Origin of the sequence: Amycolatopsis lurida (assembly GCF_900105055.1) — a bacterium.
Lineage (GTDB): Bacteria > Actinomycetota > Actinomycetes > Mycobacteriales > Pseudonocardiaceae > Amycolatopsis > Amycolatopsis lurida.
The window spans coordinates 602,896-626,859 of sequence record NZ_FNTA01000003.1 but is presented as its reverse complement, the minus strand read 5'-3'; the positions used below and the strand labels follow the sequence as shown (position 1 = coordinate 626,859).

22 protein-coding genes are annotated in these 23,964 nt (G+C 69.0%); 16 read left to right on the top strand and 6 right to left on the bottom strand.

Annotated elements, in window-relative coordinates; genetic code table 11:
- Positions 1 to 118 precede the first annotated feature (118 nt).
- From BLW75_RS05295 to pip, 5 genes are all read left to right on the top strand, one after another.
- Positions 119 to 517: a hypothetical protein gene (locus tag BLW75_RS05295; protein ID WP_034306486.1), complete on the top strand. Its 399-nt coding sequence runs from the start codon at positions 119 to 121 to the stop codon at positions 515 to 517.
- A gap of 2 nt (positions 518 to 519) precedes the next feature.
- Complete coding sequence (locus BLW75_RS05290; protein ID WP_034306488.1) at positions 520 to 1,146, top strand: DUF3558 domain-containing protein; 627 nt, start codon at positions 520 to 522, stop codon at positions 1,144 to 1,146.
- A complete protein-coding gene (locus tag BLW75_RS05285) occupies positions 1,143 to 2,495 on the top strand; it encodes a hypothetical protein (protein WP_091596817.1) in 1,353 nt (450 codons plus the stop codon). Before BLW75_RS05290 ends, BLW75_RS05285 begins: the two co-directional genes overlap by 4 nt.
- Positions 2,496 to 2,519: 24 nt before the next feature.
- Complete coding sequence (locus BLW75_RS05280) at positions 2,520 to 3,251, top strand: ESX secretion-associated protein EspG (protein WP_091596898.1); 732 nt, start codon at positions 2,520 to 2,522, stop codon at positions 3,249 to 3,251.
- Positions 3,252 to 3,399: 148 nt separating this feature from the next.
- A complete protein-coding gene (gene pip / locus BLW75_RS05275; RefSeq protein ID WP_198935662.1) occupies positions 3,400 to 4,347 on the top strand; it encodes a prolyl aminopeptidase in 948 nt (315 codons plus the stop codon).
- 68 nt (positions 4,348 to 4,415) lie between these two features.
- Here pip and BLW75_RS05270 read toward each other — a convergent pair whose 3' ends face one another.
- Positions 4,416 to 5,606 (bottom strand): Glu/Leu/Phe/Val family dehydrogenase, encoded by a 1,191-nt coding sequence (locus BLW75_RS05270; protein ID WP_034306495.1) that lies wholly within the window; start codon positions 5,604 to 5,606, stop codon positions 4,416 to 4,418.
- A gap of 161 nt (positions 5,607 to 5,767) precedes the next feature.
- On the opposite strand from BLW75_RS05270, the gene BLW75_RS05265 reads away from it, so the two are divergent.
- From BLW75_RS05265 to BLW75_RS05235, 7 genes are all read left to right on the top strand, one after another.
- A complete protein-coding gene (locus tag BLW75_RS05265; RefSeq protein ID WP_034306498.1) occupies positions 5,768 to 6,691 on the top strand; it encodes a LysR family transcriptional regulator in 924 nt (307 codons plus the stop codon).
- Positions 6,692 to 6,821: 130 nt separating this feature from the next.
- Positions 6,822 to 8,084 carry a glutamate-cysteine ligase family protein gene (locus BLW75_RS05260; protein ID WP_034306500.1) on the top strand — a complete coding sequence of 421 codons (1,263 nt, stop codon included), beginning with the start codon at positions 6,822 to 6,824 and terminating at the stop codon, positions 8,082 to 8,084.
- A complete protein-coding gene (gene egtB, locus BLW75_RS05255) occupies positions 8,081 to 9,430 on the top strand; it encodes an ergothioneine biosynthesis protein EgtB (RefSeq protein WP_034306502.1) in 1,350 nt (449 codons plus the stop codon). The genes BLW75_RS05260 and egtB overlap by 4 nt, the downstream gene beginning before the upstream one ends.
- Before the next feature lie 5 nt (positions 9,431 to 9,435).
- Positions 9,436 to 10,200, top strand: a complete 765-nt coding sequence (gene egtC / locus BLW75_RS05250) for an ergothioneine biosynthesis protein EgtC (protein ID WP_034306505.1) — start codon at positions 9,436 to 9,438, stop codon at positions 10,198 to 10,200.
- Positions 10,197 to 11,174, top strand: coding sequence for an L-histidine N(alpha)-methyltransferase (gene egtD / locus BLW75_RS05245; RefSeq protein ID WP_034306507.1), 978 nt, complete (start codon positions 10,197 to 10,199; stop codon positions 11,172 to 11,174). Before egtC ends, egtD begins: the two co-directional genes overlap by 4 nt.
- A gap of 46 nt (positions 11,175 to 11,220) precedes the next feature.
- Entirely contained in the window at positions 11,221 to 11,643 is a 423-nt protein-coding gene (locus BLW75_RS05240; protein ID WP_034306510.1) for a nitroreductase family deazaflavin-dependent oxidoreductase, read from the top strand.
- Positions 11,644 to 11,799: 156 nt separating this feature from the next.
- Positions 11,800 to 13,407, top strand: coding sequence for an alpha/beta hydrolase (locus BLW75_RS05235; protein WP_034306513.1), 1,608 nt, complete (start codon positions 11,800 to 11,802; stop codon positions 13,405 to 13,407).
- A gap of 206 nt (positions 13,408 to 13,613) precedes the next feature.
- Here BLW75_RS05235 and BLW75_RS05230 read toward each other — a convergent pair whose 3' ends face one another.
- The 3 genes from BLW75_RS05230 to BLW75_RS05220 are packed head-to-tail and all read right to left on the bottom strand — an operon-like array spanning position 13,614 to position 16,299.
- Positions 13,614 to 13,961 (bottom strand): darcynin family protein, encoded by a 348-nt coding sequence (locus tag BLW75_RS05230; RefSeq protein ID WP_034306515.1) that lies wholly within the window; start codon positions 13,959 to 13,961, stop codon positions 13,614 to 13,616.
- Positions 13,962 to 13,976: 15 nt separating this feature from the next.
- Positions 13,977 to 14,867 carry an SDR family oxidoreductase gene (locus tag BLW75_RS05225; protein ID WP_034306517.1) on the bottom strand — a complete coding sequence of 297 codons (891 nt, stop codon included), beginning with the start codon at positions 14,865 to 14,867 and terminating at the stop codon, positions 13,977 to 13,979.
- A gap of 13 nt (positions 14,868 to 14,880) precedes the next feature.
- A complete protein-coding gene (locus BLW75_RS05220; protein ID WP_034306873.1) occupies positions 14,881 to 16,299 on the bottom strand; it encodes an MFS transporter in 1,419 nt (472 codons plus the stop codon).
- A 144-nt stretch (positions 16,300 to 16,443) separates the two neighbouring features.
- Between BLW75_RS05220 and BLW75_RS05215 the strand changes: the two genes are divergently transcribed.
- A complete protein-coding gene (locus BLW75_RS05215) occupies positions 16,444 to 17,397 on the top strand; it encodes a LysR family transcriptional regulator (protein ID WP_034306519.1) in 954 nt (317 codons plus the stop codon).
- Between the two features lie 135 nt (positions 17,398 to 17,532).
- A complete protein-coding gene (locus BLW75_RS05210) occupies positions 17,533 to 18,003 on the top strand; it encodes an MgtC/SapB family protein (RefSeq protein ID WP_034306522.1) in 471 nt (156 codons plus the stop codon).
- A gap of 15 nt (positions 18,004 to 18,018) precedes the next feature.
- On the opposite strand, the gene BLW75_RS05205 is transcribed toward BLW75_RS05210, so the two are convergent.
- Together BLW75_RS05205 and acnA are read right to left on the bottom strand one after the other, a co-directional pair.
- A complete protein-coding gene (locus tag BLW75_RS05205; protein WP_034306525.1) occupies positions 18,019 to 18,822 on the bottom strand; it encodes an alpha/beta fold hydrolase in 804 nt (267 codons plus the stop codon).
- 74 nt (positions 18,823 to 18,896) lie between these two features.
- Positions 18,897 to 21,704, bottom strand: a complete 2,808-nt coding sequence (acnA, locus tag BLW75_RS05200; protein ID WP_034306527.1) for an aconitate hydratase AcnA — start codon at positions 21,702 to 21,704, stop codon at positions 18,897 to 18,899.
- A 341-nt stretch (positions 21,705 to 22,045) separates the two neighbouring features.
- On the opposite strand from acnA, the gene BLW75_RS05195 reads away from it, so the two are divergent.
- Both BLW75_RS05195 and mobA read left to right on the top strand, forming a co-directional pair.
- Entirely contained in the window at positions 22,046 to 23,401 is a 1,356-nt protein-coding gene (locus BLW75_RS05195) for an NlpC/P60 family protein (protein WP_034306529.1), read from the top strand.
- Positions 23,402 to 23,403: 2 nt separating this feature from the next.
- Positions 23,404 to 23,946 carry a molybdenum cofactor guanylyltransferase gene (mobA, locus tag BLW75_RS05190; RefSeq protein ID WP_034306531.1) on the top strand — a complete coding sequence of 181 codons (543 nt, stop codon included), beginning with the start codon at positions 23,404 to 23,406 and terminating at the stop codon, positions 23,944 to 23,946.
- Positions 23,947 to 23,964 lie beyond the last annotated feature (18 nt).

Below are 23,964 nucleotides of genomic sequence, written 5' to 3'. Positions count from 1 at the left end.
GGAACCGAACGGCCTCGCGACACGTCGGACTTCTCGGCCGGATCGGCTGACACGCCGTCCGCCGCTTGGCTACGCTTTGTCCGTCACGGTGCGTGAATGCTGAGGGGAAGGTGCGGGCGTGAACATCATCGGCGACGCCGCGAGCGCGATCAAGGCCGTCTGGGGTGACCTGACCACGCCGAAGGAGCCGACCGTTTACGGCGGTGGCGGCGGTGGCGGCGGCGGGTTCGAGATGAGCCCCGAGGAGTTGAAGACCGTCATCGGGCTGTGGGAAGACGAGCTGGAGAAGGTCGTCAAAGACGGCGACAAGATCGACGAGATTCTCGCCGATCTGATGCCCCCGGGCCAAGACGAGGCCAGCACCAGCTATGTGAACTCCGGTGTCGACTCCTTGTTGTCCCTGCAGAAGCAGAACGACTCCATGAAGGTGTACATCGAGGGCTACATCGAGAAGCTGGAGATCGCCCGCACGAAGACCATGGCGACCGACCAGGCCAACACCCTGCGCGCGACCTGAGGATGCCGAACGTGTTGAGGAATCGCGTCGCCGCAGCGACGCTCGTGCTCGTTTCCGTCGCGGTCGCGGGTTGCTCGGGGGAGAACCCTGGGACACCGTCGCCCAGCACCGGATCGGCTTCGCCGCCGGCCTCGTCGGCCGCGCCGGAGGATCCGAACGTCCCGAAGGTGGCCGATCCGCTGGATGCCTCGGCGTACGTCGGTGACGCGTGCAAGCTGCTTCCGGCCGCCGCGGCCGCGGAACTGGGGTTCACGGAGCCCGGCGAACCGGGGAGCGAGACCGGTAACCCCAGTTGCAGCTGGGGGATCCGCGGTAAGGCCGACAGTCTGCAGATCATCCTCGGTAGCGGAAACCGCGAAAAAGGCATGGGTGGTCTGGCCGGTCTGCACAAGGCCAAGGAAGCCGGGCAACTGAGGTTCCTGGAGCCCGGCCCCGAGGTCGACGGCTATCCGACCGTCTACTACGGAATCCAGGACAGGCGTGCCGGCGGCACTTGTGACCTCGCGGTCGGCGTCGCCGACGATCTGGCGATCAGCACCCTCGCCAAGGGTTACGACAACGAACAGGATTCGTGTGGGACCGCGCAGAAATTCGCGTCGGCCGTGATCAAGACACTCAAGGGGGCATGAGGGTGGACGGCAAACAGATCTACGAGAACTTCACCAAGGGCGACACCCGTAACCTGCGTTCGGCGGCCGATCGCATCGCCGAACTCTCGGACGCCTATGTCGAGCGCGGCATGGGCATCAAGTCCCTGCAGTCGCGGATGGCGTCCTCTTGGACCGGGTCCGCCGCGGACGCGGCCAACGCCGGCGCGGGCCCGCTCGAGCAGGCCTTCAAAGAGACCGCGGAACCGCTGTTCACCACGAAGGCCTCGGTCACCATGCAGGCTGACAGCTTCGATGATTCCGGGCAGACCGTCGTCCCCGTGCCGCCGAAGCCGGACAAGCCCAACCCCTGGACCACCGGCTTGAAGGGCGCGATCCCGATCGCCGGGCCGTTCATGGTCAACAACGACATCAAGAACTACCAAGAAGGCGTCGCGAAGCACGAGGCGGCGAACCAGAACAACGTCCGCGTGATGGACCAGTACGACTCGGTCACCAGCAGCACCAGCTCCAGCCTGCCGACCGATTACGGCGTGCTGAAGAACGACGGTGCGAACGTCAGCGTCAAGACCCCCGGCGTCACGCCCCCGGTCGTGATCCCGCCGTACATCCCGGTGAAGCCCGGCAAGAACGGCGGCGGTGACGACAACGACGGCACCGACACCAGCGGCACGGACGACAACGGCACCAACCAGAACCAGAACAGGCCGGGCGGCGACCAGAACCAGAACCAGAACAGGCCGGGTACCAACGAGGACCGTCCGGTGCCCCCGAGGGACAAGCCCGACGGCAACATCACGACGCCGACGCGGAAGCCGCCGGGCACCGGGGACGACGACACCACGCGCCCGACCGGCGGCGGCAAGGGCAAGCCGGGCCCGACGACCGAGATCCCGGGCAGGACCCCCGGACGCGGGCCTGGTGACTCGGACAACGTCATCGGCCTCCCGAACGGGCCGGGCCAGAACTACAACCCCGGCGGAGGCACCGGCCAGAACCCGCCCGGGGGCACCAGCGGACGCAACGTTCCCGGCCCCAACAGCGCGGCGGGAAGGCTTCTCGGCGGCGAGGGCGGCACCGGTGGCCGCGCCGGCGGTCCCGGTGGACCCGGTTCCGGCGGTCTGGGCGCGGGCCGGGGTTCCGGCATGGGCGGGCTCGGCGGCCTGGGCGGCGGAGACCTGGCCGGTGGACGTGGTGGCGGCGGCCGCGGCGGTGCCGGCGCGATGGGCGGCCCGATGGGGGCAGGCGGCAGGCGTGCCGATGGTGACGAGGACGACGAGCACCAGCGTCCCGACTACCTGATCGAGGCCGACCCCGACGCGATCTTCGGCACCGACCAGCGGACCAGTCCGCCGGTCATCGGCGAGTAGCGGATGACCGTGAGAACGGGCCGGGTGGACGTCCCGGTCGAAGCACTGGCGGTACTCGCCGAACGCGAACGCGTCGGCGACCTGCACATCACGTTGCGTCCCGAACCGCGCTGGCTGTCCAGGACGGCCCGCGCGGAGGCGGACAAGCGAGTGGAAGCGGCGTTGGCGCAAGCCGGGCTGCTGGACTCGAGCGGCCGCGCGTCGGTCGACTTCTTGGACTGGCTTCCGGTGCTCACCAAACCGGCCATCGAGTACTACGGCTGGGTGAACGCCGGAGGCGAGACCTACGGCGTCCTCGCCGCGTCGCTGGGACTGCAGGCGGTGCTGGCCGTGGCGTCCGGCGACTGGGTCGGGCTCCAGGAGATCGATCGGCGGCGGCTGCCGGAAACGCTGATCGAACAGTTGCCGCCCGTCCCGGCGGGCGGCGGCAGGCTTCGGACGGTCCGCGCGTACGAGCTCGAAGAGGCGGCCCGGCGCGGCCCGGACACGCATTCGCTGCCGCCGGTGATCGCCGACATCGTCAGCCTCGTGCAGCGGCCGGTCGAGGGGAGCGGTGAGCTCTACGTCGGCAAGCGGGACGAAATCGGCAGGCACGTGGCCGTCGAGGATCCGCTCCACTTCGCCGACACGGACTGGGGCCGGTACCTCAGCTACACGACCGGGCACGGCAACGACGCGGTGGTCCACATCGGACCCGCCGGTCCGACGGAGCTTGCCGACGCGCTCCGGCATGTCGCCGGGACCCTGCCAGGCTAGCCACAGACAAGTACGTGAAGGCCCCCTTCACTGCGCTAGACGCAGTGAAGGGGGCCTTCACGTACTTAAAAGCACGCGCGCCCCGGAACCCCTCCCGGCTATTGTGACAGTGCTGTTGTATTTCTGGCGGGGTCTGGAGGACGAGAACGTGACACGGCTGTATCCGGAAATCGAACCGTACGACCACGGGATGCTCGACGTCGGCGACGGGCACCTCGTGTACTGGGAGGTCTGCGGGAACCCCGACGGCAAACCAGCCGTCACGCTGCACGGCGGCCCGGGGACCGGGTGCAGTACCGGGCTGCGCCGGTACTTCGACCCGGCCAAGTACCAGGTCGTGCTGTTCGACCAGCGCGGCTGCGGCCGGAGCACCCCGCACGCGGGCGAACCCGAGGCCGACCTCTCCGCCAACACCACCGACCATCTGCTCGCCGACATGGAACTGCTTCGCGAGCATCTGGGCATCGAGAAATGGCTGCTCTTCGGCGGCTCCTGGGGTTCGGTGCTCGCGCTGGTGTACGCCGAGCGGCATCCGGACCGGGTCTCGGAGATGGTCCTGATGGGCTTGGCCACCGGCCGCCGGAGCGAGACCGATCTGCTCACCCGCGGCCTCGGCGGTGTCTTCCCCGAGGCGTGGGCGAAGTTCCGTGACGGTGTTCCCGAAGAGGATCGCGATGGCGACCTGGCGGCGGCCTATCTGAAGTTGCTGATGGACCCGGATCCGGCGGTGCACGAGAAGGCCGCGGCGGATTGGTGCGCCTGGGAGGACGCGATCGTCCCGACTTCCCCGCCCTACAAGAGCTTCGAGGCGCCGGAGTTCCGGCTCGCCTTCGCCAGGCTGGTGACGCATTACTGGAGCCAGGGGTCCTTTTTGGACGAAGGCGTGGTCCTTCGGGAGGCCGGAAAGCTGGCCCACATCCCGGCCGTGCTCGCGGAAGGAAGCCTCGACCTGGGCAACCTCATCGGCACCCCGTGGGAACTGGCCCACGCGTGGCCCGGCAGCGAGCTGGTGATCATCGACGAGGTCGGCCACAGCACCCAGGACGAGCCGATGCGCGAAGTCCTCATCGGCGCGACGGACCGCTTCGCGTCCTGAGCGAAGGATCGCGCGTGAGGCCCCCTTCCCTCGGCTCAGCCGAGGGAAGGGGGCCTTCACGCGCAATCTCAGGGGATGACCAGGGCGGGGGCGGGTTCAGGTGCAGTGGCGGCGTCCGAATGGGTGGTTTCGGCGAGTCGCAGGCCGGTGGTGCGCGGGGCGATCCGGTCGAGGTTCCACGAACTCAGCAGCAGCGCCACCTTCGCCCGCATCTCGGTCCGCAGGCGCAGGAACGAATCGGCCGGATCGGCGCCGACCTCGCCGAGCAGGAGCCACCAGGCCCAGGCGGCCGCGCCCGCGTTCGCGACGAAGTCCGGGATCACCGGAATGCCACGGGCCGCCAATCCGGCTTCGGCGTCGGGGGTGGTCGCCGCGTTGGCGGCTTCGATGACGACCTTCGCCTTGACCGCGCCCTGGTTCCCGGCGCGCAGCGCGTAGGAGATCGCCGCCGGGACGAGGATGTCGGCGTCCGTCGCCACGATCTCGTCGCGCGGGAGCAGCCGGACGTCGGCGGGGAGCCGGCCACGGTCGATTTCACCGTAGGAGTCCCGCAGCTCCAGCAGCGCCGGGATGTCGAGACCTTCGGGCCGGTACAGCGTCCCGGCCGCGTCGGCGACCGCGACGACCTTCATGCCGGCTTCGTGCAGGTACCAGGCTGCGCCGCCGCCCATGGTGCCGATGCCCTGGATGGCGACCGTGGTCTTCTCGGCCGCCCATTCCCAGGCGTCGGCGACACCGAGGCAGGCCTGCGCGACTCCGTAGCCGCCGATCACGTCGCCGAGCAGGAGCCCGCCGGGGACGGGGGTGCTCAATCCGGCCTGCACGCGGCGAAGGGTGCGCGCCGGGTCGGCCGAACGGCGGATCGCCGCGTGATACGACTGCTCCAGCCCGAGCTTCGCGAACACCTCGTCGATCAGGTGCTGGGGGACGCCGAGGTCTTCGGCGGTCACCCAGTGGTTGTCGATCCACGGCCGCAAGAACGCGCAGAACCGTTCCAGCACACCGAAAGCGCGCTCGTCCTTCGGGTCGAAGTCGATGCCGCCCTTGGCCCCGCCGACCGGCAGGCCGAAGGTCGCGGTCTTGTTCGCCATCCCCCTCGCCAGGTCCTCGACCTCCGACATCGTGCAGCCCGCGCGCATCCGGGTCCCGCCGGTCGCGATGCCGGAGACCAGGCTGTGCACTACGAGGTAGCCGGTGGCACCGGTGACGGGGTCGGTCCAGATCAGCCTCATCAGCGGTTCGGCGTTCCTCGCGGCCATGCGGCCACCTCCTTCGGGATTCGGGGTCGTCCTGCGCCGCTTCCGAGGGTGCGCCCTGCCGGGCACGGGCGTCCATTTACCGAATCTGAACGATGTCGTGCAGAGAAACTGGTGTAACGCGCCATCCGGCGTCCACGACCGCACCCGATTACGTTGGGGTCATGGAGCTTTCGTTGCACCGCCTGAGGATGCTCCGCGAGTTGAGCCGGCGCGGCACGGTCACAGCGGCCGCCGCTTCGCTGCATTACACCGCTTCGGCGGTATCGCAGCAGCTGGCGCAACTGGAGCGAGACGTGGGCGCGAAGCTGTTCGAACGCTTCGGCAGACGGGTGCAGCTGACCGAACTGGGGCTGTTGCTGACCGAGCACGCCGAGGAGATCCTGGGGTCCGTCGAGCGGGCGACGCTGGCCTTGGAGGAGGCGCAGGAGACCGTTTCGGTACGGCTCATGGCCGGGGTCTGGGCGTCGGTCGCTTCGGGGCTGCTTCCGCACGCGCTGGCCGCACTGGCGGGTGAACATCCGGGGATCCAGGTCCGGACCCGGGAGCTCGCCCCCGAGGACACGGCCGACGCCGTCCGGGACGGCGAACTGGATCTGTCGTTCGTGATCGACTACTCCGACGCGCCGATGCCGTGGGACGCCGGTCTGGAACGCGCGGTGATCGCGGTCGAACGGCTGCACGCCGCGGTGCCGGCCGGCGCCGTCCCCGCGGGGAGCGCGTCGCTGCTCGAACTGGCCGAGCACCCATGGATCCTCGCCAGCCCGAAGAGTCACTTCGGCCGCGCGGTGCGCACGGCATGTCATCGTCACGGGTTCGAGCCGAAGATCAACCACGAGGTGGAGGAGCAATCGACGGCGATGGCGATGGTCCGGGCGGGGCTCGGGGTGACCCTCGTTTCGGATCTCGGGCTCGGCCTCCGGCCACCGGGGATCGACGTCGTCGCGTTGACCACACCGTTGCTCCGGACGGTTTCGATCGCCTATCGGACGACCTCGTCACGACGGTCGGCCCTGCAGCTGGTGATCGAGGCGGTCCGCAATGCGGCCGCCGCGCTGGGGCTGGGGACGGAGCCCGCTTTGCCCTGAATCGTCCGGTCCTAAGAGGTGGTCGGGTGATCCTGCCCCGCAAGAACCGGCCTGAATTTGTCGGACCCCGCGTGTAGCGTCCGAAGTCAAGGTATCTCAGTTATCGGACAACCGACTGGACGGCGGAAAGATGACTACTGTTCATGATTTCCCCGAGAAGTCCGGGAGCGCGTCGAACGCGACGGCGAAGGTCCTCTCGGACCGCGCCGAGGGCGAGGCGTATGTGGCTTCCGTGTGCTTCAAGCACGGGCCACCGAGACTCCTCGGCGTAGAGCTGGAATTCACCGTGCACTACGCCGACGAGCCCGCCCGGCCTCTCGATCCCGACGATCTCGCCACCGCGCTCGGCCCGCACACGCCGCGGACCCTGCGCCCCGACAGCCCCGCCCTCCCGCTTCCGGCAGGTTCACCGCTGAGCCTCGAGCCCGGATGCCAGGTGGAGATCTCCGCTCAACCACAGACCACGCTGCGCCATCTGGACGCCGTCGTCTCGGCCGATCTGGCCCACCTCGAAAATCTTCTCGCCGCACAAGGCCTGTACCTGGGGGACTCCGGGATAGACCGGTATCGCGCCCCCGCCCGCAAACTGGGCACACCGCGCTACGCCGCGATGGAACGCCGCTTCGCGCCGATGGGCTCCGGGGGCGCGACCATGATGTGCAGCACCGCCGGCCTGCAGGTCTGTGTGGACACCGGTGAGGCGGGCGACCTGGCCGACCGCTGGGCCGCGGTCCACGCGCTCGGTCCGCCCCTGCTGGCCACTTTCGCCAACTCCCGGGTCCACGCCGGACGTGACACCGGCCACGCGTCCGCGCGCTGGCTGGCCGTGATGGAGACGGAACGGGTCCGCACCCGGTCGGCGGAACCGGGCAAGGATCCGGCGGGGGAGTGGGCACGCAGGATCCTGGACACGCCGTTGATGGTCCTTCCCGGCCGTGACGACCGCTGGGACGCGCCCGATTCCCTGACCTTCGCCGACTGGATCGACGGGCGGGGCGAGGCCGCCGGGCTCGACAGGCCGACCGAAGAAGACCTGGCCTATCACCTGACGACGTTCTTCACCCCGGTCCGTCCACAGGGCTATCTGGAGATCCGGTACCTGGACGCCCAGCCCGCCGCCAAGTGGCGGCACCCGGTCGCCCTGCTGGCCGCACTGCTCGCCCGGCGGTCCACAGTGGACAAGGTGCTCGAACTGTGCGAACCGGTCACGGGCGGCTGGGAGCGCGCGGCCCGGTACGGCCTGGCCGATCCGGCGATCGCCACCGTCGCGAGCAAGGTGGTGGACCTCGGCTGTGCCGAACTCGGCACCACCGGTCTGCCGCCGGAGACCATCACGGAGATCAGCGAGGGCGTGCAGTCCCTCGTGCACGGTTCGAGGAGCCACCAGTCATGAGCGTGGAAAGTACCGAGACCAACCCGCTTCGCGCGCTGAGCCCGCAAGACCTGCGGGCGCACGCGGCCGAGGCGCTCACCAGGGCCCGCGAGCGCAGTGTCGCGCTGACGGACGTGGACGACGAAGACCTGGTCCGCCAGCATTCGAAACTGATGTCGCCACTGGTCTGGGACCTGGCGCACATCGGCAGCCAGGAAGAGCTCTGGCTGGTGCGCGACGTGGGCGGCCGGGAGGCACTCCGGCCCGACATCGACGACATCTACGACGCGTTCCAGCACGCCCGCGCGGATCGTCCGGCGCTGCCGCTGCTGGGCCCGGAGGAGGCGCGCAGATACGTCCGCGAGGTCAGGGAGAAATCCTTCGACATCCTGGAAACCGTTCCGCTGCAAGGCAGGCGGCTCACCGAAGACGCCTTCGCCTTCGGCATGATCACCCAGCACGAGCAGCAGCACGACGAGACGATGCTGGCCACTCATCAGCTCCGCAAGGGTGATCCGGTGCTGCACGCGCCCGCGCCGCCGCCGTCGCGGTCCGGGCCACTGCCCGCGGAGGTGTTCGTACCCGGCGGCGTCTTCACCATGGGCACCTCCGCCGAGCCGTGGGCGCTGGACAACGAGCGTCCGGCACACGAGGTCGCGGTGGAGGCGTTCTTCATCGACACCGCACCGGTCACCTGCGGGGCGTACGCGCAGTTCCTCGACTCCGGGGGTTACCAAGACCCGCGGTGGTGGAGCGAGCGTGGCTGGGCGTACCGGAGCGAGCACGGCATCCAGGCGCCGCGCTTCTGGAAACGAGAGCAGGACGGCTGGTGGCGGACGCGGTTCGGCGTCTACGAGAAGGTGCCCGCCGCGGAACCCGTCGTCCACGTCTCTTTCCACGAGGCCGAGGCGTACGCCGCCTGGGCAGGCCGCCGCCTGCCGACGGAACCGGAGTGGGAGAAGGCCGCCCGCTTCGACCCGGCCACCGGCCGGTCGCGCCGGTTCCCCTGGGGCGACGAGGAACCCACTCCCGACCACGCGAACCTCGGGCAGCGGCATCTGCGGCCCGCGGAGGTCGGCGCGTACCCGGCGGGTGCCTCGCCACTGGGCGTGCACCAGTTGATCGGCGACGTGTGGGAGTGGACCAGCAGCGGCTTCGAAGCGTATCCGGGATTCGCCGCGTTCCCCTACAAGGAGTATTCGGAGGTGTTCTTCGGCGGGGACTACCGGATCCTGCGTGGTGGCTCGTTCGGGACGGACGCGGCGGCGATCCGCGGCACGTTCCGCAACTGGGATCACCCGATCCGGCGGCAGATCTTCTCCGGGTTCCGCTGCGCCCGGGACGCCCGTCCGAGCGAGGTGGCCTGAGGGGCATGTGCCGTCACCTCGCGTATCTCGGCGAGCCGCGTTCGCCCGCCGAGATGCTCTTTCACGCCCCTCATTCGCTGCTCGTGCAGTCCTACGCCCCCCGTGACATGCGGGGCGGCGGTTCGGTCAACGCCGACGGGTATGGCCTCGGCTGGTACGCCGACGGCGCCGGACCGCTGCGGCTGCGCAGGTCCGCTCCTTTGTGGACGGACGGGGATCTGCCCGCACTGGCCGGATCGGTCCGGTCGCACGCCTTCCTGGCGGCGGTCCGGAACGGCACGACGGGGATGCCCGTGGTCGAGGCGGCGAACGCGCCGTTCACCGGCGGTGGTTATCTCTTCAGCCACAACGGGCTGGTGCGGGGCTGGCCGGACTCGATGTCCGAGCTCGCCGCGAAACTGCCGATCACCCGGCTGCTGACGTTGGAAGCGACCACGGATTCGGTACTGCTGTGGGCGTTGCTGAGTGAGCGGCTGGAGGCGGGCGAAGACCCGCTCGCGGCCGTCACGTGGCTCACCGGAGTGGTCGAGGAGGCGGGGCCGGGTTCGCGGCTCAATCTCCTGCTGACCGACGGCCGGACGCTCATCGGTACCGCGTGGACGCATTCCCTGTCCTATCGGGACATCGGAGACGGTGTGCTCGTCGCGTCGGAACCGTGCGACGACGATCCCGGCTGGACTCCCGTTCCCGACCGCCACGCCGTCCGGGTCACCGGCGCGGGCGTGGAAATCCTTCCCCTCGAAGCCGATCGGAGCCCTGAGGCACGATGACCGAAGTCGACCTCGACGTACACCACAGCGAATCGGATATCACCGAACAGCTGCGCGCGGATGTCCGCGCCGGCCTGGAGGCGGACCAGAAGTGGTTGTCGCCCAAATGGTTCTACGACGCACGCGGCAGCGAACTGTTCGAGAAGATCACCGCCCTCCCTGAGTACTATCCGACCCGGAGCGAGCGGGAAGTCCTCGCCGCGCGCGGTGGCGAGATAGCCGAAAGTTCGGGCGCGCACACCCTCGTCGAACTCGGTTCCGGATCGAGTGAAAAGACGAGGCTCCTCCTCGACGCGCTCACGAGCCATGGCACGTTGAAGGAGTTCGTCCCGCTCGACGTCTCCGAGACCGCGCTCGCCGAAGCCGCGGAAGCCATCACGGCCGACTACCCGTCCCTCGAGGTCCGGGGTGTGGTCGGCGACTTCACCCGGCATCTCGATCTGCTGCCGGGCGACCGGCCACGGCTCGTGGTCTTCCTCGGCGGCACGATCGGCAATTTCCTCCCCGCCGACCGCGCCACCTTTCTGCGTTCGGTCCGCGAAGTGCTCGACGAGGGGGAGTGGTTCCTTCTCGGGACAGATCTGGTGAAGGACCGGGAAACCCTGGAACGCGCGTATGACGACGCGGCGGGGGTCACCGCCGAGTTCAACCGCAACATGCTCCGCGTGATCAACAACGGTCTCGGCGCGAACTTCGACCCGGCCGCGTTCGACCACGTCTCGTATTGGGACGAGGAGAACGAATGGATCGAAATGCGCCTGCGCGCCCGCGAGCCGCAGACCGTCGACATCCCGGGCGCCGGCCTGCAGGTGAAGTTCGCCGAGGGAGAATACGTGCGCACCGAGATCTCCGCGAAGTTCCGGCGGGAGGGGATCGCCGCGGAACTGGCCGACGCCGGTTTCTCGGTGGAGAAATGGTGGACGGACTCGGAATCGCGGTTCGGGGTGAGCCTGGCAAGATCTGTCCGTGACTAACCCTCTGACGTCGCTCGCCCGCGCGCTCGGCACGAAACCGTGGCTGATGGGGCTCGCCGGCGGGATCATCTGGGTGGACAAGAGACTCCACCGGCTCTTCAAGGGGAAGGTGAGCCTGGTCGCGCTGGCCGGGCTCCCTTCCCTGCGCCTGACCACGACCGGCCGCAAGAGCGGGCTGCCCCGCAGCACCAATCTCCTCTACTTCCCGCACGGTGGAGACTTCGTGCTCGTCGGCTCCAATTGGGGGAGGCCGAACGATCCCGCGTGGACGCACAACCTGCGGTCGAATCCCGGCGCGGTCGTCGCGCTGGCGGGCAAGGAGATCCCGGTCAGGGCCAGGGAACTGCGCGGAGACGAGTACAAAGCGATGTGGAAACTGCTGCTGGAGTTCTGGCCCGGTTACTCCATGGAGGAGCAAGCCGCTTGCCGTGTGTTACCGATTTTCGAGTTGAAGACAACCACTCGATAGGTCCGTACCATCCTTTCGGCCGGTGACTGGGTTACCGGCTTGTGCGAGGCTCGCTTGGTGTTACGCGCCGTGACGTCGACGGCGCGCCGAGCGACGTGGCCCGCCACGTCGCCAGCTGAGGGAGGAGTCGTTTTGCCGAGATCCACAAGGAGGCCGGTGCGCGGTTTCGCACTGGTAGGGGCACTCGTGGCCGGCGCCGCGCTGACCGGGGCCTCCGGGACGGCGGTCGCCGCCCAGGAGGCCGGGACGCTCGCCGCCCAAGTCGGCGCGACGGCGCCGGTGAACTGGGGTGCCTGCACCGCGGACCAGATCCGCGGTGTTCCCGCCGACCAGGCCAAGTTCTACAGCTGTGCACGGTATCGCGTGCCGATCGACCACGACAACGCGGCGCTCGGCACCATCGACATCGCGATGCTGAAGCGGGCGGCGAAAACGCCCGACAAGAAGGTCGGCTCGCTGTTCCTCAACCCGGGCGGTCCCGGTGGTTCCGGGTTCCGGATGCCGATCGGCGCGGCGAACTACTTCCAGCCTCAGGTGCTGGACCGGTTCGACCTGATCGGGTTCGATCCGCGCGGGGTCGGGGCCAGCAATCCGCTCAAATGCTTCACCACGCAGGAAGACGCGGACGACGTCTTCTCCGGGCAGATCCCCGTGCCGCTGACCCGGCAGGAGATATCCGGGACGCTGGCGTCGTACCGGGACTATGGCCAGTTCTGCAAGAACAACGCGGGCGCGCTGCTGAACCACATGTCCACCAAGGACGTCGTGCGTGACCTCGACAAGATGCGGGCGGCCGTCGGCGACCAGAAGCTGACCTTCGTCGGCTTCTCGTACGGGACCCTGATCGGGTCGACGTACACGTCGATGTTCCCGAAGCAGAGCCGGGCGATCGTCATCGACGGCAACGTCGACCCGGCGCTGCGCACCAGCGACGGTGTGCAGTACGACCGCGAGCGCGCTCGCGGGTTCGAGATCGCGCTGGACGCCTTCCTGCGCAAGTGCGCGCAGGTCGGGCCGAAGTGCTCCTTCAGCGCCGGTACGCCGCGGGCGAAGTTCGACGAGATCCGCGGCTACCTGCGTCAGCAGCCGATCAAGCTGCCGGACGGGAGCAGCTACGACATCAACGCGTTCACCAGCACGGTGGCCGGGGTGCTGTACTCGCCGACGTCGTTCCCGCCGCTGGCCGACGATCTGCAGGCGCTGTACAACATCGTCCGCCCGTCCGCCGCGCAGACGCAGACGGCGCGGGCCATCGAGCTGAAGGTGCTGCGCTCGGGGGCGAACGGGCGCGCGGACGCGAACCCGGACAGCCCCTACACCGGCGACGACTCCTACTTCGCCGTGAACTGCTCGGACAAGAAGATCACGATCAAGCAGGAGAAGGTCCCGGAGATCGCCGCGAAGTGGGAGAAGGAATCGCCCACTTTCGGTCGCTACCAGGCGTTCTCGGACATCGCGGGCTGCCCGGTGTGGCCGGCCAAGAAGCCGGACGTCTACCGCGGCCCGTGGCGGGCCAAGACCGACACCCCGGTCCTGGTCATCGGCAACTACTACGACCCGGCGACCCAGTACCTGTTCTCGAAGCGGATGGCCGACCAGCTGGGCAACGCCCGGTTGCTCTCGGTCGACGCGTTCGGGCACTGCATCCTCGGCGACTCGCTCGGGGTGGACAAGGTGACGGCCGACTACCTGATCGATTTGAAGGTCCCGGCCAACGGCCAGGTGTTCCAGCCGAACGTCCAGCCGTTCGAAACCACTGCCTGATCAAGGCGAATGACCATGAAGGCCACCGTCCCGGCGGTGGCCTTCATGGCGTCCGGGGACCGGTCCCCAACACCCGGCCCTAGGGTTCCGGACGGGGAGGGCCGGACAGGCCGGACGACTGCTCGTCCAGGCCGTCCGGGTGGGTAACCAGGGCACCGGCTTCGGCGTGGTCGCGGCCGCCGGTGCGCCTGGCTCACCCACCGGCTTCAGACGTTGACGCTCGCGTAGGCGTCCAGACCGTAATTCGCCGCGTACGCGTTCTCGACTCCGACCAGGAGGTCGACGATCTCGAAGTACCGGTCCCAGAAGGGCGTCTCACGCAGCGCCTCGATGAGCAACTGGTACGAGTGATGGTCTTCCGCTTCCCATACCCACACGTCGGTCACTCGCGTGGAGTAGAACTCGGTGTCGAAGAACCGGGACCGGACGCCTTTCACCTTGCTCTCGATCACCGGGAGGATCTCGGTTTTGAAGGCCTCCACACGTTGCTCGACGGTGAGGCCGAGCCACTCCGGTGTGGTCTTGACGAGCATGAACGCGGCCACTTCGGACATGGTGTTCCCTTTCGTTCAGGCGTAGGCGCCGGCTTCGATGTCCTCGGCCAGGCTCGGTCCATACGGGGACCACTCGAGGAGTTCTCGGGTGCGCGCGCTGGACGCGGACATGTCGAGCGCGAAGAACCGGCCGACGAAGCCGAAGTGCTCAGTGGCGTTCTCCGGTGCCACGGACGCCACCGGAAGGCCGAGCGTGCGCCCGACGGCTTCGGCGATCTCCCGGCTCGTGACGGCTTCTTCCGCGACCGCGTGGAGCAGCGAGCCGGTGGGTGCGCCTTCCAGCCCCAGCCGGACGAGCCGGGCGGCGTCGGTGCGGTGCACGGCGGCCCAGGCCGTGGTGCCGTCGCCGAGGTAGCCGGAGACGCCGTGCTTGCGAGCGGCCGCGACGATGGCGGCGAGGAATCCGTGGTCGCCCACGCCGTGCACCGATGGCGCGAACCGGGCACTGATCACCCGCATGCCCTTTTCGGCGTATTCGAGGGCGAGGTTCTCGGCGCCGCCGCGATGGGAATCGGGGCCGACGGCGGGGGAGAGGTCGGTCTCGGTGGCGGGACGCCCCTTGGCCAGGGAGGAGAGGCCCGCGGCGAGAACGAAGGCCCGTCCGGTTCCGGTCAAAGTGTCGGCGAAGGTCTCGACGGCCGCCCGTTCGGCCCGGTTGGATGCGGCGGGGTCGCCCCAGTCGTGTTTGTTCGCCAGGTGGATGACGGCATCGGCCTCTTCGGCGCCCGCGCGGAGGCCGTCGAGATCGTCCAGGTCGCCGCGACGGACCCGGGAGCCCTTCCGGTCGAGTGCGGTGGCGGAGGCGTCCGACCGGGCGAGGCCGGTGACCTCGTGACCGGCATCGAGCAACTCGTCCACGACGGCCGAGCCGATCCAGCCGGTCGCCCCGGTGATGAACACCCGCATGGGAAAGCTCCTTCTACTTGGGGTTACGGGAAAGCCTTGATTGCAGGACGACGAGGGCCCCGAGGACGAGCACGCCGACGCCGATCACCCGGAGGGCCGTGCCCGCGCCGGTGACGAACGCGGAGATCACTTCGGGAGAGCGGCCGGGGACCGCTGCGAGCGCCTGCGCCACGGTGTGCGGATCGTGGTCCGCTCGGACATCGGATGGCAACGCGGCGACGAATTGTCCCGTGAGGACGGTGCCGATGACCGCGACACCGAGCGCGCTGCCGAATTCCCGGGTGGTGGCCTGCAGCCCGGCACCGACCCCGGCCTGTGCGGGAGGCAGCGAACCGGAGATCGCGGCGGACAGTGCCGGAAGGGCCAGCGTGACACCGATGCCGGTCACCACCAGCCAGGCCGCGTAGACCGGATACGGCGTCGAAGCGTCGCTTGTGGACAATCCGACCAGGCCGCCGCCGCAGAAGACGAACGCCATGGCGATGACAGCGTCGACTCCGAGGCGCTGGACGAGTTTGCCGACGTGCCGTGCGCCGAGGATGACCGGGACGGTCAGCGGGATGATCCCGAGCCCGGTCAGCAGCACACCGAACCCTTTGCCGTACTGGAGAAAGGACGCGTTGACGTAGAACAGCGCGAACATCCCGAAGAAGATCGCGGTCATACCGAGACAGGCACTGCGCAGCGCGGGCACACGGAACAACCGGGGATCGAGCAAGGGGTGCTCGGCCTTCAGTTCCACGAACGTCCACAGGGCGAAAAGCACGACCGCACCGGCGAATCCGCACAGGACGAGTGGGCTGCCCCAGCCCGCTTCGGGGCCCTCGACGATACCGAGCAGCAACGCGACCGACGCGCCGACGAGCAGGACGGCGCCGAGCGGACTGAGCGGGCGGTCGTGCCTGGGAGACACCGGCGCGATCCGGGCGACGAGCGCGACGAGCGTCAGCGAGACCGGGACGGCGGCCGCGAACAGCCAGCGCCACGATCCGCCCGCCAGTACCGCGCCGCCACCGGCGTTGCCCACCACGCCACCGATGCCCGTCATCGACGCCCAGGTCGCGATGGTGACGCCCTTGCGTTCGGCGGGGACGGCGTGCAGCAGGACGGCGAGCGTGTTGGGCAGCACCGCGGCGGCCCCGATCCCCGTGATCGCCCGGCCCGCCAGCAGGAAGGGCACGGTGGGGGCGAGCGCCGACAGCAGCGCGCCGAGCGCGAACAGTGCCAGACCGGCGAGCAGGACACCTTTGCGGCCGAAGCGGTCGCCCGCCGCTCCGCCGGGGATCACGAGACAGGCGAAGAAGACGACGTAGGTGTCGACGATCCAGATCAGCGCCGACGCGGACGGGCGGAGGTCGCTCGCGGCCAGCATCGGGACGGCGAGGTTGATCGCGGCGACCATGCCGACCATGAGCACGACACAGGCGCACATGACGGCCAGCAGGCCGCGCCGGTCCGTTGCGGCTTCGGGGACGTCGCGGACTTGAAGTCGGAGTGGCATGTCCACGACGCTAGGGGCCAGCCGGTTCTTCGCGCGACGCAACTTCGACAACTCAAAGTTGCGTACGATGCAACTATGGCCGACCAGCTGGACCTCAATCTTCTGCGAGTGTTCGACGCGTTGCTGCGGGAGGGCAGCGTGACCGCGGCGGCCGAACGGCTGCATCTGTCGATCCCGGCGGCCAGCCGGGCGCTGGGCCGGTTGCGGCGGGCGATGGGCGACCCGATCCTGGTGCGCGCCGGCCGCGGGATGGTGCCGACGCCGTTCGCGCTCCGGACGGCCCCGCGGGTCCGGTCCCTGCTCGACGAGGCGTCGGCCCTGATCAGCGCCGACCGCGAGCTGGCGATCGGCGACCTCGAACGCACCTTCACCATCCGCATCAACGACGGCGTCGCCGCGACCTTGGTGACGGCCGCCGCCGAAGCGACCGCCGCGGTCGCGCCGGGCGTCGTCTTGCGCTTCGTCGCCGAGGGCAGCGAAAGCGCCGAGGCGTTGCGAGACGGTTCCGTGGACCTGGACATCGGCGCGGGCGACATCGCCACGCCCGACATCCGATCGACGCTGCTGTACCGCGAACGCGTGGTCGCGATCGTCAGGGCGGACGGGCCGCTCGGCGGCGTGCGCCGCCCGACACTGCGGCAGCTTTGCCGGTATCCGCACGTTTCCGCTTCACGGCGCGGCCGGGGCAGGGGACCGCTCGACGACGCGCTCGAGACGGCCGGTCTCCAGCGCCGGGTCGCGGCGGTCGTCCCCACCTCCGCCGTCGCCGCGTTCCTGGTCGCGTCGAGCGACTACATCGGCCTCGCGCCTCAGCGGCTCGCCGAACAGTACGGCCAGTCGCTCGGCATCCGCTGGTTCCCGATCCCCGCGGATCTCCCGCCGATCGAGGTCTGCCAGCTCTGGCACGCGCGGCTCGACGCCGACCCGGCCCAGCGCTGGCTACGTGACACGATCCACGCCGCGCTCGGCTCGTCCGGTGGTAAAGTCTCGAAGGTTGATCAACACCGATCGAGTACGAAAGCGAGGTGAGCGGCACATGCCGGAAGACAGTCCTGGACCGGCCGGACGTGGTCGCCGTTCACCCGTGTGCGCGGTGCGCTGACCTGCTCCGGCCTCCTTTCCCTGTCTGGCTTTGTGTACGCACGCCAGAAAAGAGCCGGAATCATGAACACCTTCGAAATGCTGCTCAGGGTCGGCACCGGCGTCGGCCTCGGCGCCGTCATCGGCATCGAGCGCCAGTACCGCGCCCGGATGGCCGGACTCCGCACCAACGCCCTCGTCGCCGTCGGCGCGACCCTCTTCGTCCTGTTGTCCGCCCACGGTTTCGGCGGGCTGAACACCAGCGGTGACGCCGACCCGACGCGCGTCGCGGCCCAGATCGTCTCCGGTATCGGTTTCCTCGGCGCCGGGGTGATCCTGCGGGACGGGCTGAACGTGCGCGGACTCAACACCGCGGCCACCCTGTGGTGCTCGGCTGCCGTCGGATCCCTTGCGGGAGCGGGGCTTTACGGCGTCGCGCTCGCCGGGACCGTGGTGATCGTCGGGGTCAACGTGCTGTTGCGCCCGCTCGGCCGCGTCGTCGACCGCCGCCCGGAACACCGGGAAGACGACCTCGTGAGTGGTAAGGACGGTTAGAACCGTCCTTACCACTCACGAGCAGGCCAGGAAATCCAGTACCGTCCGGGAGAATTCGGCGGGTTTCTCCAGATTGATCATGTGCGCGACCCCGGGGACGACCAGTTTCCGGGCGTCGCGTGCTTCGCTTTCGATCTGGCAGGCGAGGGCCAGGATGTCCGAGGAATCCAGATCTCCCACCAGGGTCAGAGTGCGTGGGGTCAGCTCGCCAAGACGTTCGACGGCCCGTAGTTCGTCCATCAGCGTGAAACCCGAGAGGCCGTGCCGTACGACCGTCTGCGTGTACATCTCCTGGCACAGCCGCCGGACTCGCTGATCGACGTCCGCGGGTGCGCGCCGCGGCCCGTCCACCCACATGCGCAGGATGCATTCGATGGCACCGGGGAGATCGCCCCTGGAGCCGGCCTCTTCGAGCTTCTTGTTCTGTTCCAAGACAAAAGGATCCTTCGTCACCATCGCGCTGAGGCCGGTGGCGACGAGCACGAGGTTCTCGACCAGATCCGGGTAGGTCAGCGCGAAATCGACCGCGATCCGGCCGCCACCGGACAAGCCGACCAGAGACGCGCGGGGGAGTCCCAGCGCGGTCATCAGTTCGCGGAGATCCTCGTAGTGCTTGAACCGCTGCGTCGGTGTCGAGGAATCGCCGTGCCCGCGCGCGTCGTACCGGATGGCGGTGTGGTGTGGTGCGAGCGCCGTCATCTCGGCGTCCCACATCCGGGAGTCGAGGATCCCGCCGTGCAGCAGGATCACCGGATCGCCGTCACCCCGGGCCTCGTACGCCAATTCGCCGTTTTCGACCTGAACTCTCCCCATGGTCATGCCCGCACGGTACCGAAGAACGACGAAGGCCCCTTTCCCCAAAGTGCGGGGAAAGGGGCCTTCGTTTGCCGTGCTTACGCCTGGGTCATCTTCCGCAGGACGTACTGCAGGATGCCGCCGTTGCGGTAGTAGTCCGCCTCACCCGGGGTGTCGATGCGGACGTCCGCGTCGAACTCCACCTTGGTGCCGTCGGTCTTCGTCGCGGTGACGTGGACCGTGCGCGGGGTCTCGCCGTCGTTCAGCTTCGTGATGCCCGAGATGTCGAACGTCTCGGTGCCGTCGAGGCCGAGCGACGAGGCCGACTCGCCCGCCGGGAACTGCAGCGGGATGACACCCATGCCGATCAGGTTCGACCGGTGGATGCGCTCGAACGACTCGGTGATCACCGCGCGCACGCCCAGCAGGCGCGTGCCCTTGGCCGCCCAGTCGCGGGACGAACCGGAGCCGTACTCCTTGCCGCCCAGGACGACCAGCGGGATGTCCTGCGCCGCGTAGTTCTGCGCCGCGTCGTAGATGAACGCCTGCGGGGCGTCGTCCTGGGTGAAGTCGCGGGTGTAGCCGCCCTGCACGTCGTCCAGCAGCTGGTTGCGCAGCCGGATGTTCGCGAAGGTGCCGCGGATCATGACCTCGTGGTTACCGCGACGCGAGCCGTAGGAGTTGAAGTCCCTCTTCTCCACGCCGTGCTCGGTCAGGTACTGCGCGGCCGGGGTGCCCGGCTTGATCGCGCCGGCGGGGGAGATGTGGTCGGTGGTGACCGAGTCGCCCAGCTTCGCCAGCACGCGCGCGCCGGAGATGTCGGTGACCGGGGCGGGCTCCGCCTGCATGCCCTCGAAGTACGGGGGCTTCCGGACGTAGGTGGACTCCGCGTCCCAGTCGAAGGTCTTGCCCTCGGGGGTCGGCAGCGACTTCCACCGCTCGCCACCGTCGAAGACGTCGGCGTAGTCCTTGGTGAACATCTCCTGCGTGATCGCGTAGTCGATGGTCTCCTGGATCTCCTTGGCCGACGGCCAGATGTCCTTCAGGAAGACGTCGTTGCCGTCGGTGTCCTGGCCGAGCGGCTGGTTCTCGAAGTCGAAGTCCATCGTGCCGGCGAGCGCGTACGCGATGACCAGCGGCGGCGACGCGAGGTAGTTCATCTTCACGTCGGGGTTGATGCGGCCTTCGAAGTTCCGGTTGCCCGAGAGCACCGAAACCGCGGTGAGGTCGTTCTCCTGGATCGCCGCGGAGATCTCGTCCGAGAGCGGGCCGGAGTTGCCGATACACGTCGTGCAGCCGTAGCCGACCAGGTGGTAGCCCAGCTTCTCCAGGTACGGCCAGAGGCCGGCCTTGTCGTAGTAGTCGGTGACGACCTGCGAACCCGGCGCCATCGAGGTCTTGACCCACGGCTTGACCGCGAGGCCCTTGTCGACCGCGTTCCTGGCGAGCAGCGCCGCGCCGAGCATGACCGACGGGTTGGAGGTGTTGGTGCAGGAGGTGATCGAGGCGATCACCACGGCGCCGTGGTCGAGGATGAACTCGCCGCGGTCGGAGGTGCTGACCTTGACCGGGTTGGTCGGGCGGCCGCTGTGGCCGTTCGCCGCCGACTGGATGTCGACCGAGCCCTCGTCCTTGAACGACAGGGCGGCCGGGTCGCTGGCCGGGAAGGACTCCTCGACGGCCTCGTCCACGTTGGTGTGCGGGACCTCTTCGCCGCCGACGTAGTCGTGGATCGACTTGCGGAACGAGTTCTTCGCGTCGGTGAGCTCGATGCGGTCCTGCGGGCGCTTCGGGCCGGCGATCGACGGGACGACCGTCGACAGGTCCAGCTCGATGTACTCGGAGTACTCCGGCTCGTGCGACGGGTCGTGCCAGAGGCCCTGCTCCTTGGCGTAGGCCTCGACGAGCGCGACCTGCTCCTCGGAGCGGCCGGTGAGCTTGAGGTACCGGACGGTCTCCTCGTCGATCGGGAAGATCGCCGCGGTGGAGCCGAACTCCGGGCTCATGTTGCCGATGGTGGCGCGGTTGGCCAGCGGCACCGCGCCGACGCTCTCGCCGTAGAACTCGACGAACTTGCTGACCACACCGTGCTTGCGCAGCATCTCGGTGATGGTGAGCACGACGTCGGTGGCGGTCACGCCGGTCGGGATCTCGCCGGTGAGCTTGAAGCCCACGACACGCGGGATGAGCATGGAGACCGGCTGGCCCAGCATGGCGGCCTCGGCCTCGATGCCGCCGACGCCCCAGCCCAGCACGCCGAGGCCGTTGACCATGGTGGTGTGCGAGTCGGTGCCGACGCAGGAGTCGGGGTACGCCTGGCCGTTGCGGGCCATCACCGTGCGCGCCAGGTGCTCGATGTTGACCTGGTGCACGATGCCGGTGCCCGGCGGGACGACCTTGAACTCGTCGAAGGCGCCCTGGCCCCAGCGAAGGAACTGGTAGCGCTCGCGGTTGCGCTCGTACTCGATCTCGACGTTGCGCTCGAAGGCGTCGGCGCGGCCGAAGACGTCGATGATCACCGAGTGGTCGATGACCAGCTCGGCGGGAGCGAGCGGGTTGACCTTGTCCGGGTCGCCGCCGAGGTCGGTGACGGCCTCGCGCATGGTGGCGAGGTCGACGACACACGGGACACCGGTGAAGTCCTGCATGATCACGCGGGCGGGCGTGAACTGGATCTCGATCGACGGGTCGGCCTTGGCGTCCCAGTTGCCGAGCGCGCGGATGTGGTCGGCGGTGATGTTCGCGCCGTCCTCGGTCCGCAGCAGGTTCTCGAGCAGGATCTTCAGGCTGTAGGGAAGGCGCTGGGAGCCCTCGACCTTGTTCAGGCGGAACACCTCGTACGAGGCGTCGCCCACCTTCAGCGTGTCTTTGGCGCCGAAGCTGTCCTTGCTGGCGGGTGCGGTCACTTCTAACTCCAGTGGCGGGTCAGTTCGGTGAGTTCTCCAGGCCGTTCGGGTCGGCCGGGAGCGAGTCTTGCGCACCCCCACCGTAGGTCCGGACGCGGGATGGCACACCTCGTTCGTCTCCTCAAACAGTACGCCCGTCCTTTTTACCTGGCAAGCCGACACGCGCGTCACGAAGGTCTCATCCACCTGCGGCCGTTCGAGTGACGAAGCGTTCGTCTGTTCGTCCCCCGTTGAGGGGAAATGGTGCCTACGGTGTGTAAGTTCCTGGTGGTGCTTCTGGTAATGCTGTGACGGCAGTGGCACAGTGAGTTCATTGTTCAAGATCAGGAGGTGGGTGGATCGTGCGTGGTGAAGCCGGGTCTGGGGCCGGTGCCCGCCGTGGCGCGACCATCGGCGCGCTGGGGATCGCCCTGTTGCTCGGGGTGACGGGTACCGCCATCGCGGTACCGCCGCCCCCGCCGAATCCCAGCGACTCCGAGATCAACTCCAGCAAGGCCGAGGCCAACGCCAAGGCGGGTGACGTCGGCAGGCTCACGAACCAGCTGGCCCAGGCCGAGTCGAAGCTCGCGCAGCTCAACGACGACGTCCAGCTGAAGATGGAAGAGGCCAACAAGGCGAGGGTCGACGCGGAGACCGCGCAGGACGAAGCCGCGCAGGCCGATCGCGACGCGAAGGCCGCGCGCACCGAATCCGACGCGGCGCAGGCAGCCATCGACAAGGCCCGCGCGGACCTCGACCGGTTCGCCGCCGCCAGCTTCCAGCAGGGCAGCACGGTCGGCTCGGTTTCGGCGTACCTGACGGCCAACAGCCCGAAGGAACTGCTGGGCCGCGCCCAGATGCTCGACGCGGTCGGCGGCAGCAGGCTCAACGCGCTCGACACGATGAAGCGCGCACAGACGGACAAGTCCAACAAGGACGCGACCGCGCGCAAGAAGCTGGAGATCGCGCAGGAGCGCAAGCGCGCGGCCGAGGCGGCCAAGCACGAGGCCGACAACGCCCAGAGCGCCGCGCAGCACGCGCAGGACACCCAGGCCGCGCAGAACGACAAGCTCGAAGCCGACAAGGCGAGCGTCGAGAAGCAGCTCTTCGAAGCTCAGCAGAAGGTCAGCGGCCTGCAGGGGCAGCGGCAGCGCTACGAGGATTGGAAGGCGCAGAAGGCCCGCGAGGACGAAGAGCGTGCCCGGCAGGCCGCTCTCGCCGCGTCGAGGCCCAGCCCCAGCCAAGGTGGCGGTGGCCGTCCGACGGGCAGGCCCGTCCAGTCGGCCCCCGCCGGGGCGAGCGTCGAAGCCGTGGTCCAGCGGGCTCTGTCCCAGCTCGGAGTGGTGTACGCCTGGGGCGGTGGCAACACGTCCGGTCCGACGCGCGGTATCCGCGACGGGGGCACGGCGGACCGTTACGGCGACTACAACAAGATCGGTTTCGACTGCTCGGGCCTGATGATCTACGCGTTCGCCGGGGTGAGGTCGCTCCCGCACTACAGCGGCTACCAGTACAACGCCGGGCGGAAGGTGCCGCTCTCGCAGATGCGCCGCGGCGACATGCTCTTCTGGGGCGGCAGCGCGCGGGGCATCCACCACGTCGCCATGTACCTCGGGAACGGGCAGATGGTCGAGGCGCCGCAGTCCGGTCTGCGGGTCCGCATCGCGCCGGTGCGCTACGGCGGCATCATGCCGTACGCGACCCGCTTGATCGGCTGAGCGTGCCCTACGCGGGGATCGTGCTGGCGGGCGGTGCCGCGCGCCGCCTGTCCGGTGTGGACAAACCCGCGCTCCCCGTCGGCGGGAAACCGTTGCTGGCCAGGGCTTTGGCCGCGCTCGCGGGCGCGCATCCGGTGATCGTCGTCGGCCCGGAACGGCCGGGATTCGGCGACGTCGTCTGGACCAGGGAGTCCTCGCCCGGAACGGGACCGGTGGCCGCGCTGGCCGCCGGGCTCGCGTTGGTGCGCACCGAGTTCGTCGTGGTGCTGGCCGGTGATCTCGCGGGCGTCCGGAAGTCCACTGTGGACCGGCTGCTTGCCGGGATCGGCACGGCTTCGGGTGCGGTGCTGGTCGACGCCTCGGGGGAGCGGCAGTGGCTGCTCGGCGCCTGGCGCGCGGAGGCACTGCGCTCGGCGTTGCCGGAGACGGTGGAGAACGCGTCGCTGCGGCGGACGCTGGGCGGGCTGGAGATCGTCGAGGTGCCCGAGGAGCCGGGCGAAAGCGACGACATCGACACGCCGGAAGATCTGGACCGGCTCTCCTAGAGCTTCACAGCCGTCATA

What these genes read in the sequence shown, in the direction of transcription:
- BLW75_RS05290 (WP_034306488.1), top strand. Translation starts at nt 520, where the DNA reads ATGCCGAACGTGTTGAGGAATCGCGTCGCCGCAGCGACGCTCGTGCTC.
- BLW75_RS05285 (WP_091596817.1), top strand. Translation starts at nt 1,143, where the DNA reads ATGAGGGTGGACGGCAAACAGATCTACGAGAACTTCACCAAGGGCGAC.
- BLW75_RS05270 (WP_034306495.1), bottom strand. Translation starts at nt 5,606, where the DNA reads ATGGCCGCGAGGAACGCCGAACCGCTGATGAGGCTGATCTGGACCGAC.
- BLW75_RS05265 (WP_034306498.1), top strand. Translation starts at nt 5,768, where the DNA reads ATGGAGCTTTCGTTGCACCGCCTGAGGATGCTCCGCGAGTTGAGCCGG.
- BLW75_RS05260 (WP_034306500.1), top strand. Translation starts at nt 6,822, where the DNA reads ATGACTACTGTTCATGATTTCCCCGAGAAGTCCGGGAGCGCGTCGAAC.
- egtB (WP_034306502.1), top strand. Translation starts at nt 8,081, where the DNA reads ATGAGCGTGGAAAGTACCGAGACCAACCCGCTTCGCGCGCTGAGCCCG.
- egtC (WP_034306505.1), top strand. Translation starts at nt 9,436, where the DNA reads ATGTGCCGTCACCTCGCGTATCTCGGCGAGCCGCGTTCGCCCGCCGAG.
- egtD (WP_034306507.1), top strand. Translation starts at nt 10,197, where the DNA reads ATGACCGAAGTCGACCTCGACGTACACCACAGCGAATCGGATATCACC.
- BLW75_RS05240 (WP_034306510.1), top strand. Translation starts at nt 11,221, where the DNA reads ATGGGGCTCGCCGGCGGGATCATCTGGGTGGACAAGAGACTCCACCGG.
- BLW75_RS05230 (WP_034306515.1), bottom strand. Translation starts at nt 13,961, where the DNA reads ATGTCCGAAGTGGCCGCGTTCATGCTCGTCAAGACCACACCGGAGTGG.
- BLW75_RS05225 (WP_034306517.1), bottom strand. Translation starts at nt 14,867, where the DNA reads ATGCGGGTGTTCATCACCGGGGCGACCGGCTGGATCGGCTCGGCCGTC.
- BLW75_RS05220 (WP_034306873.1), bottom strand. Translation starts at nt 16,299, where the DNA reads ATGTGCGCCTGTGTCGTGCTCATGGTCGGCATGGTCGCCGCGATCAAC.
- BLW75_RS05215 (WP_034306519.1), top strand. Translation starts at nt 16,444, where the DNA reads ATGGCCGACCAGCTGGACCTCAATCTTCTGCGAGTGTTCGACGCGTTG.
- BLW75_RS05210 (WP_034306522.1), top strand. Translation starts at nt 17,533, where the DNA reads ATGAACACCTTCGAAATGCTGCTCAGGGTCGGCACCGGCGTCGGCCTC.
- BLW75_RS05205 (WP_034306525.1), bottom strand. Translation starts at nt 18,822, where the DNA reads ATGACCATGGGGAGAGTTCAGGTCGAAAACGGCGAATTGGCGTACGAG.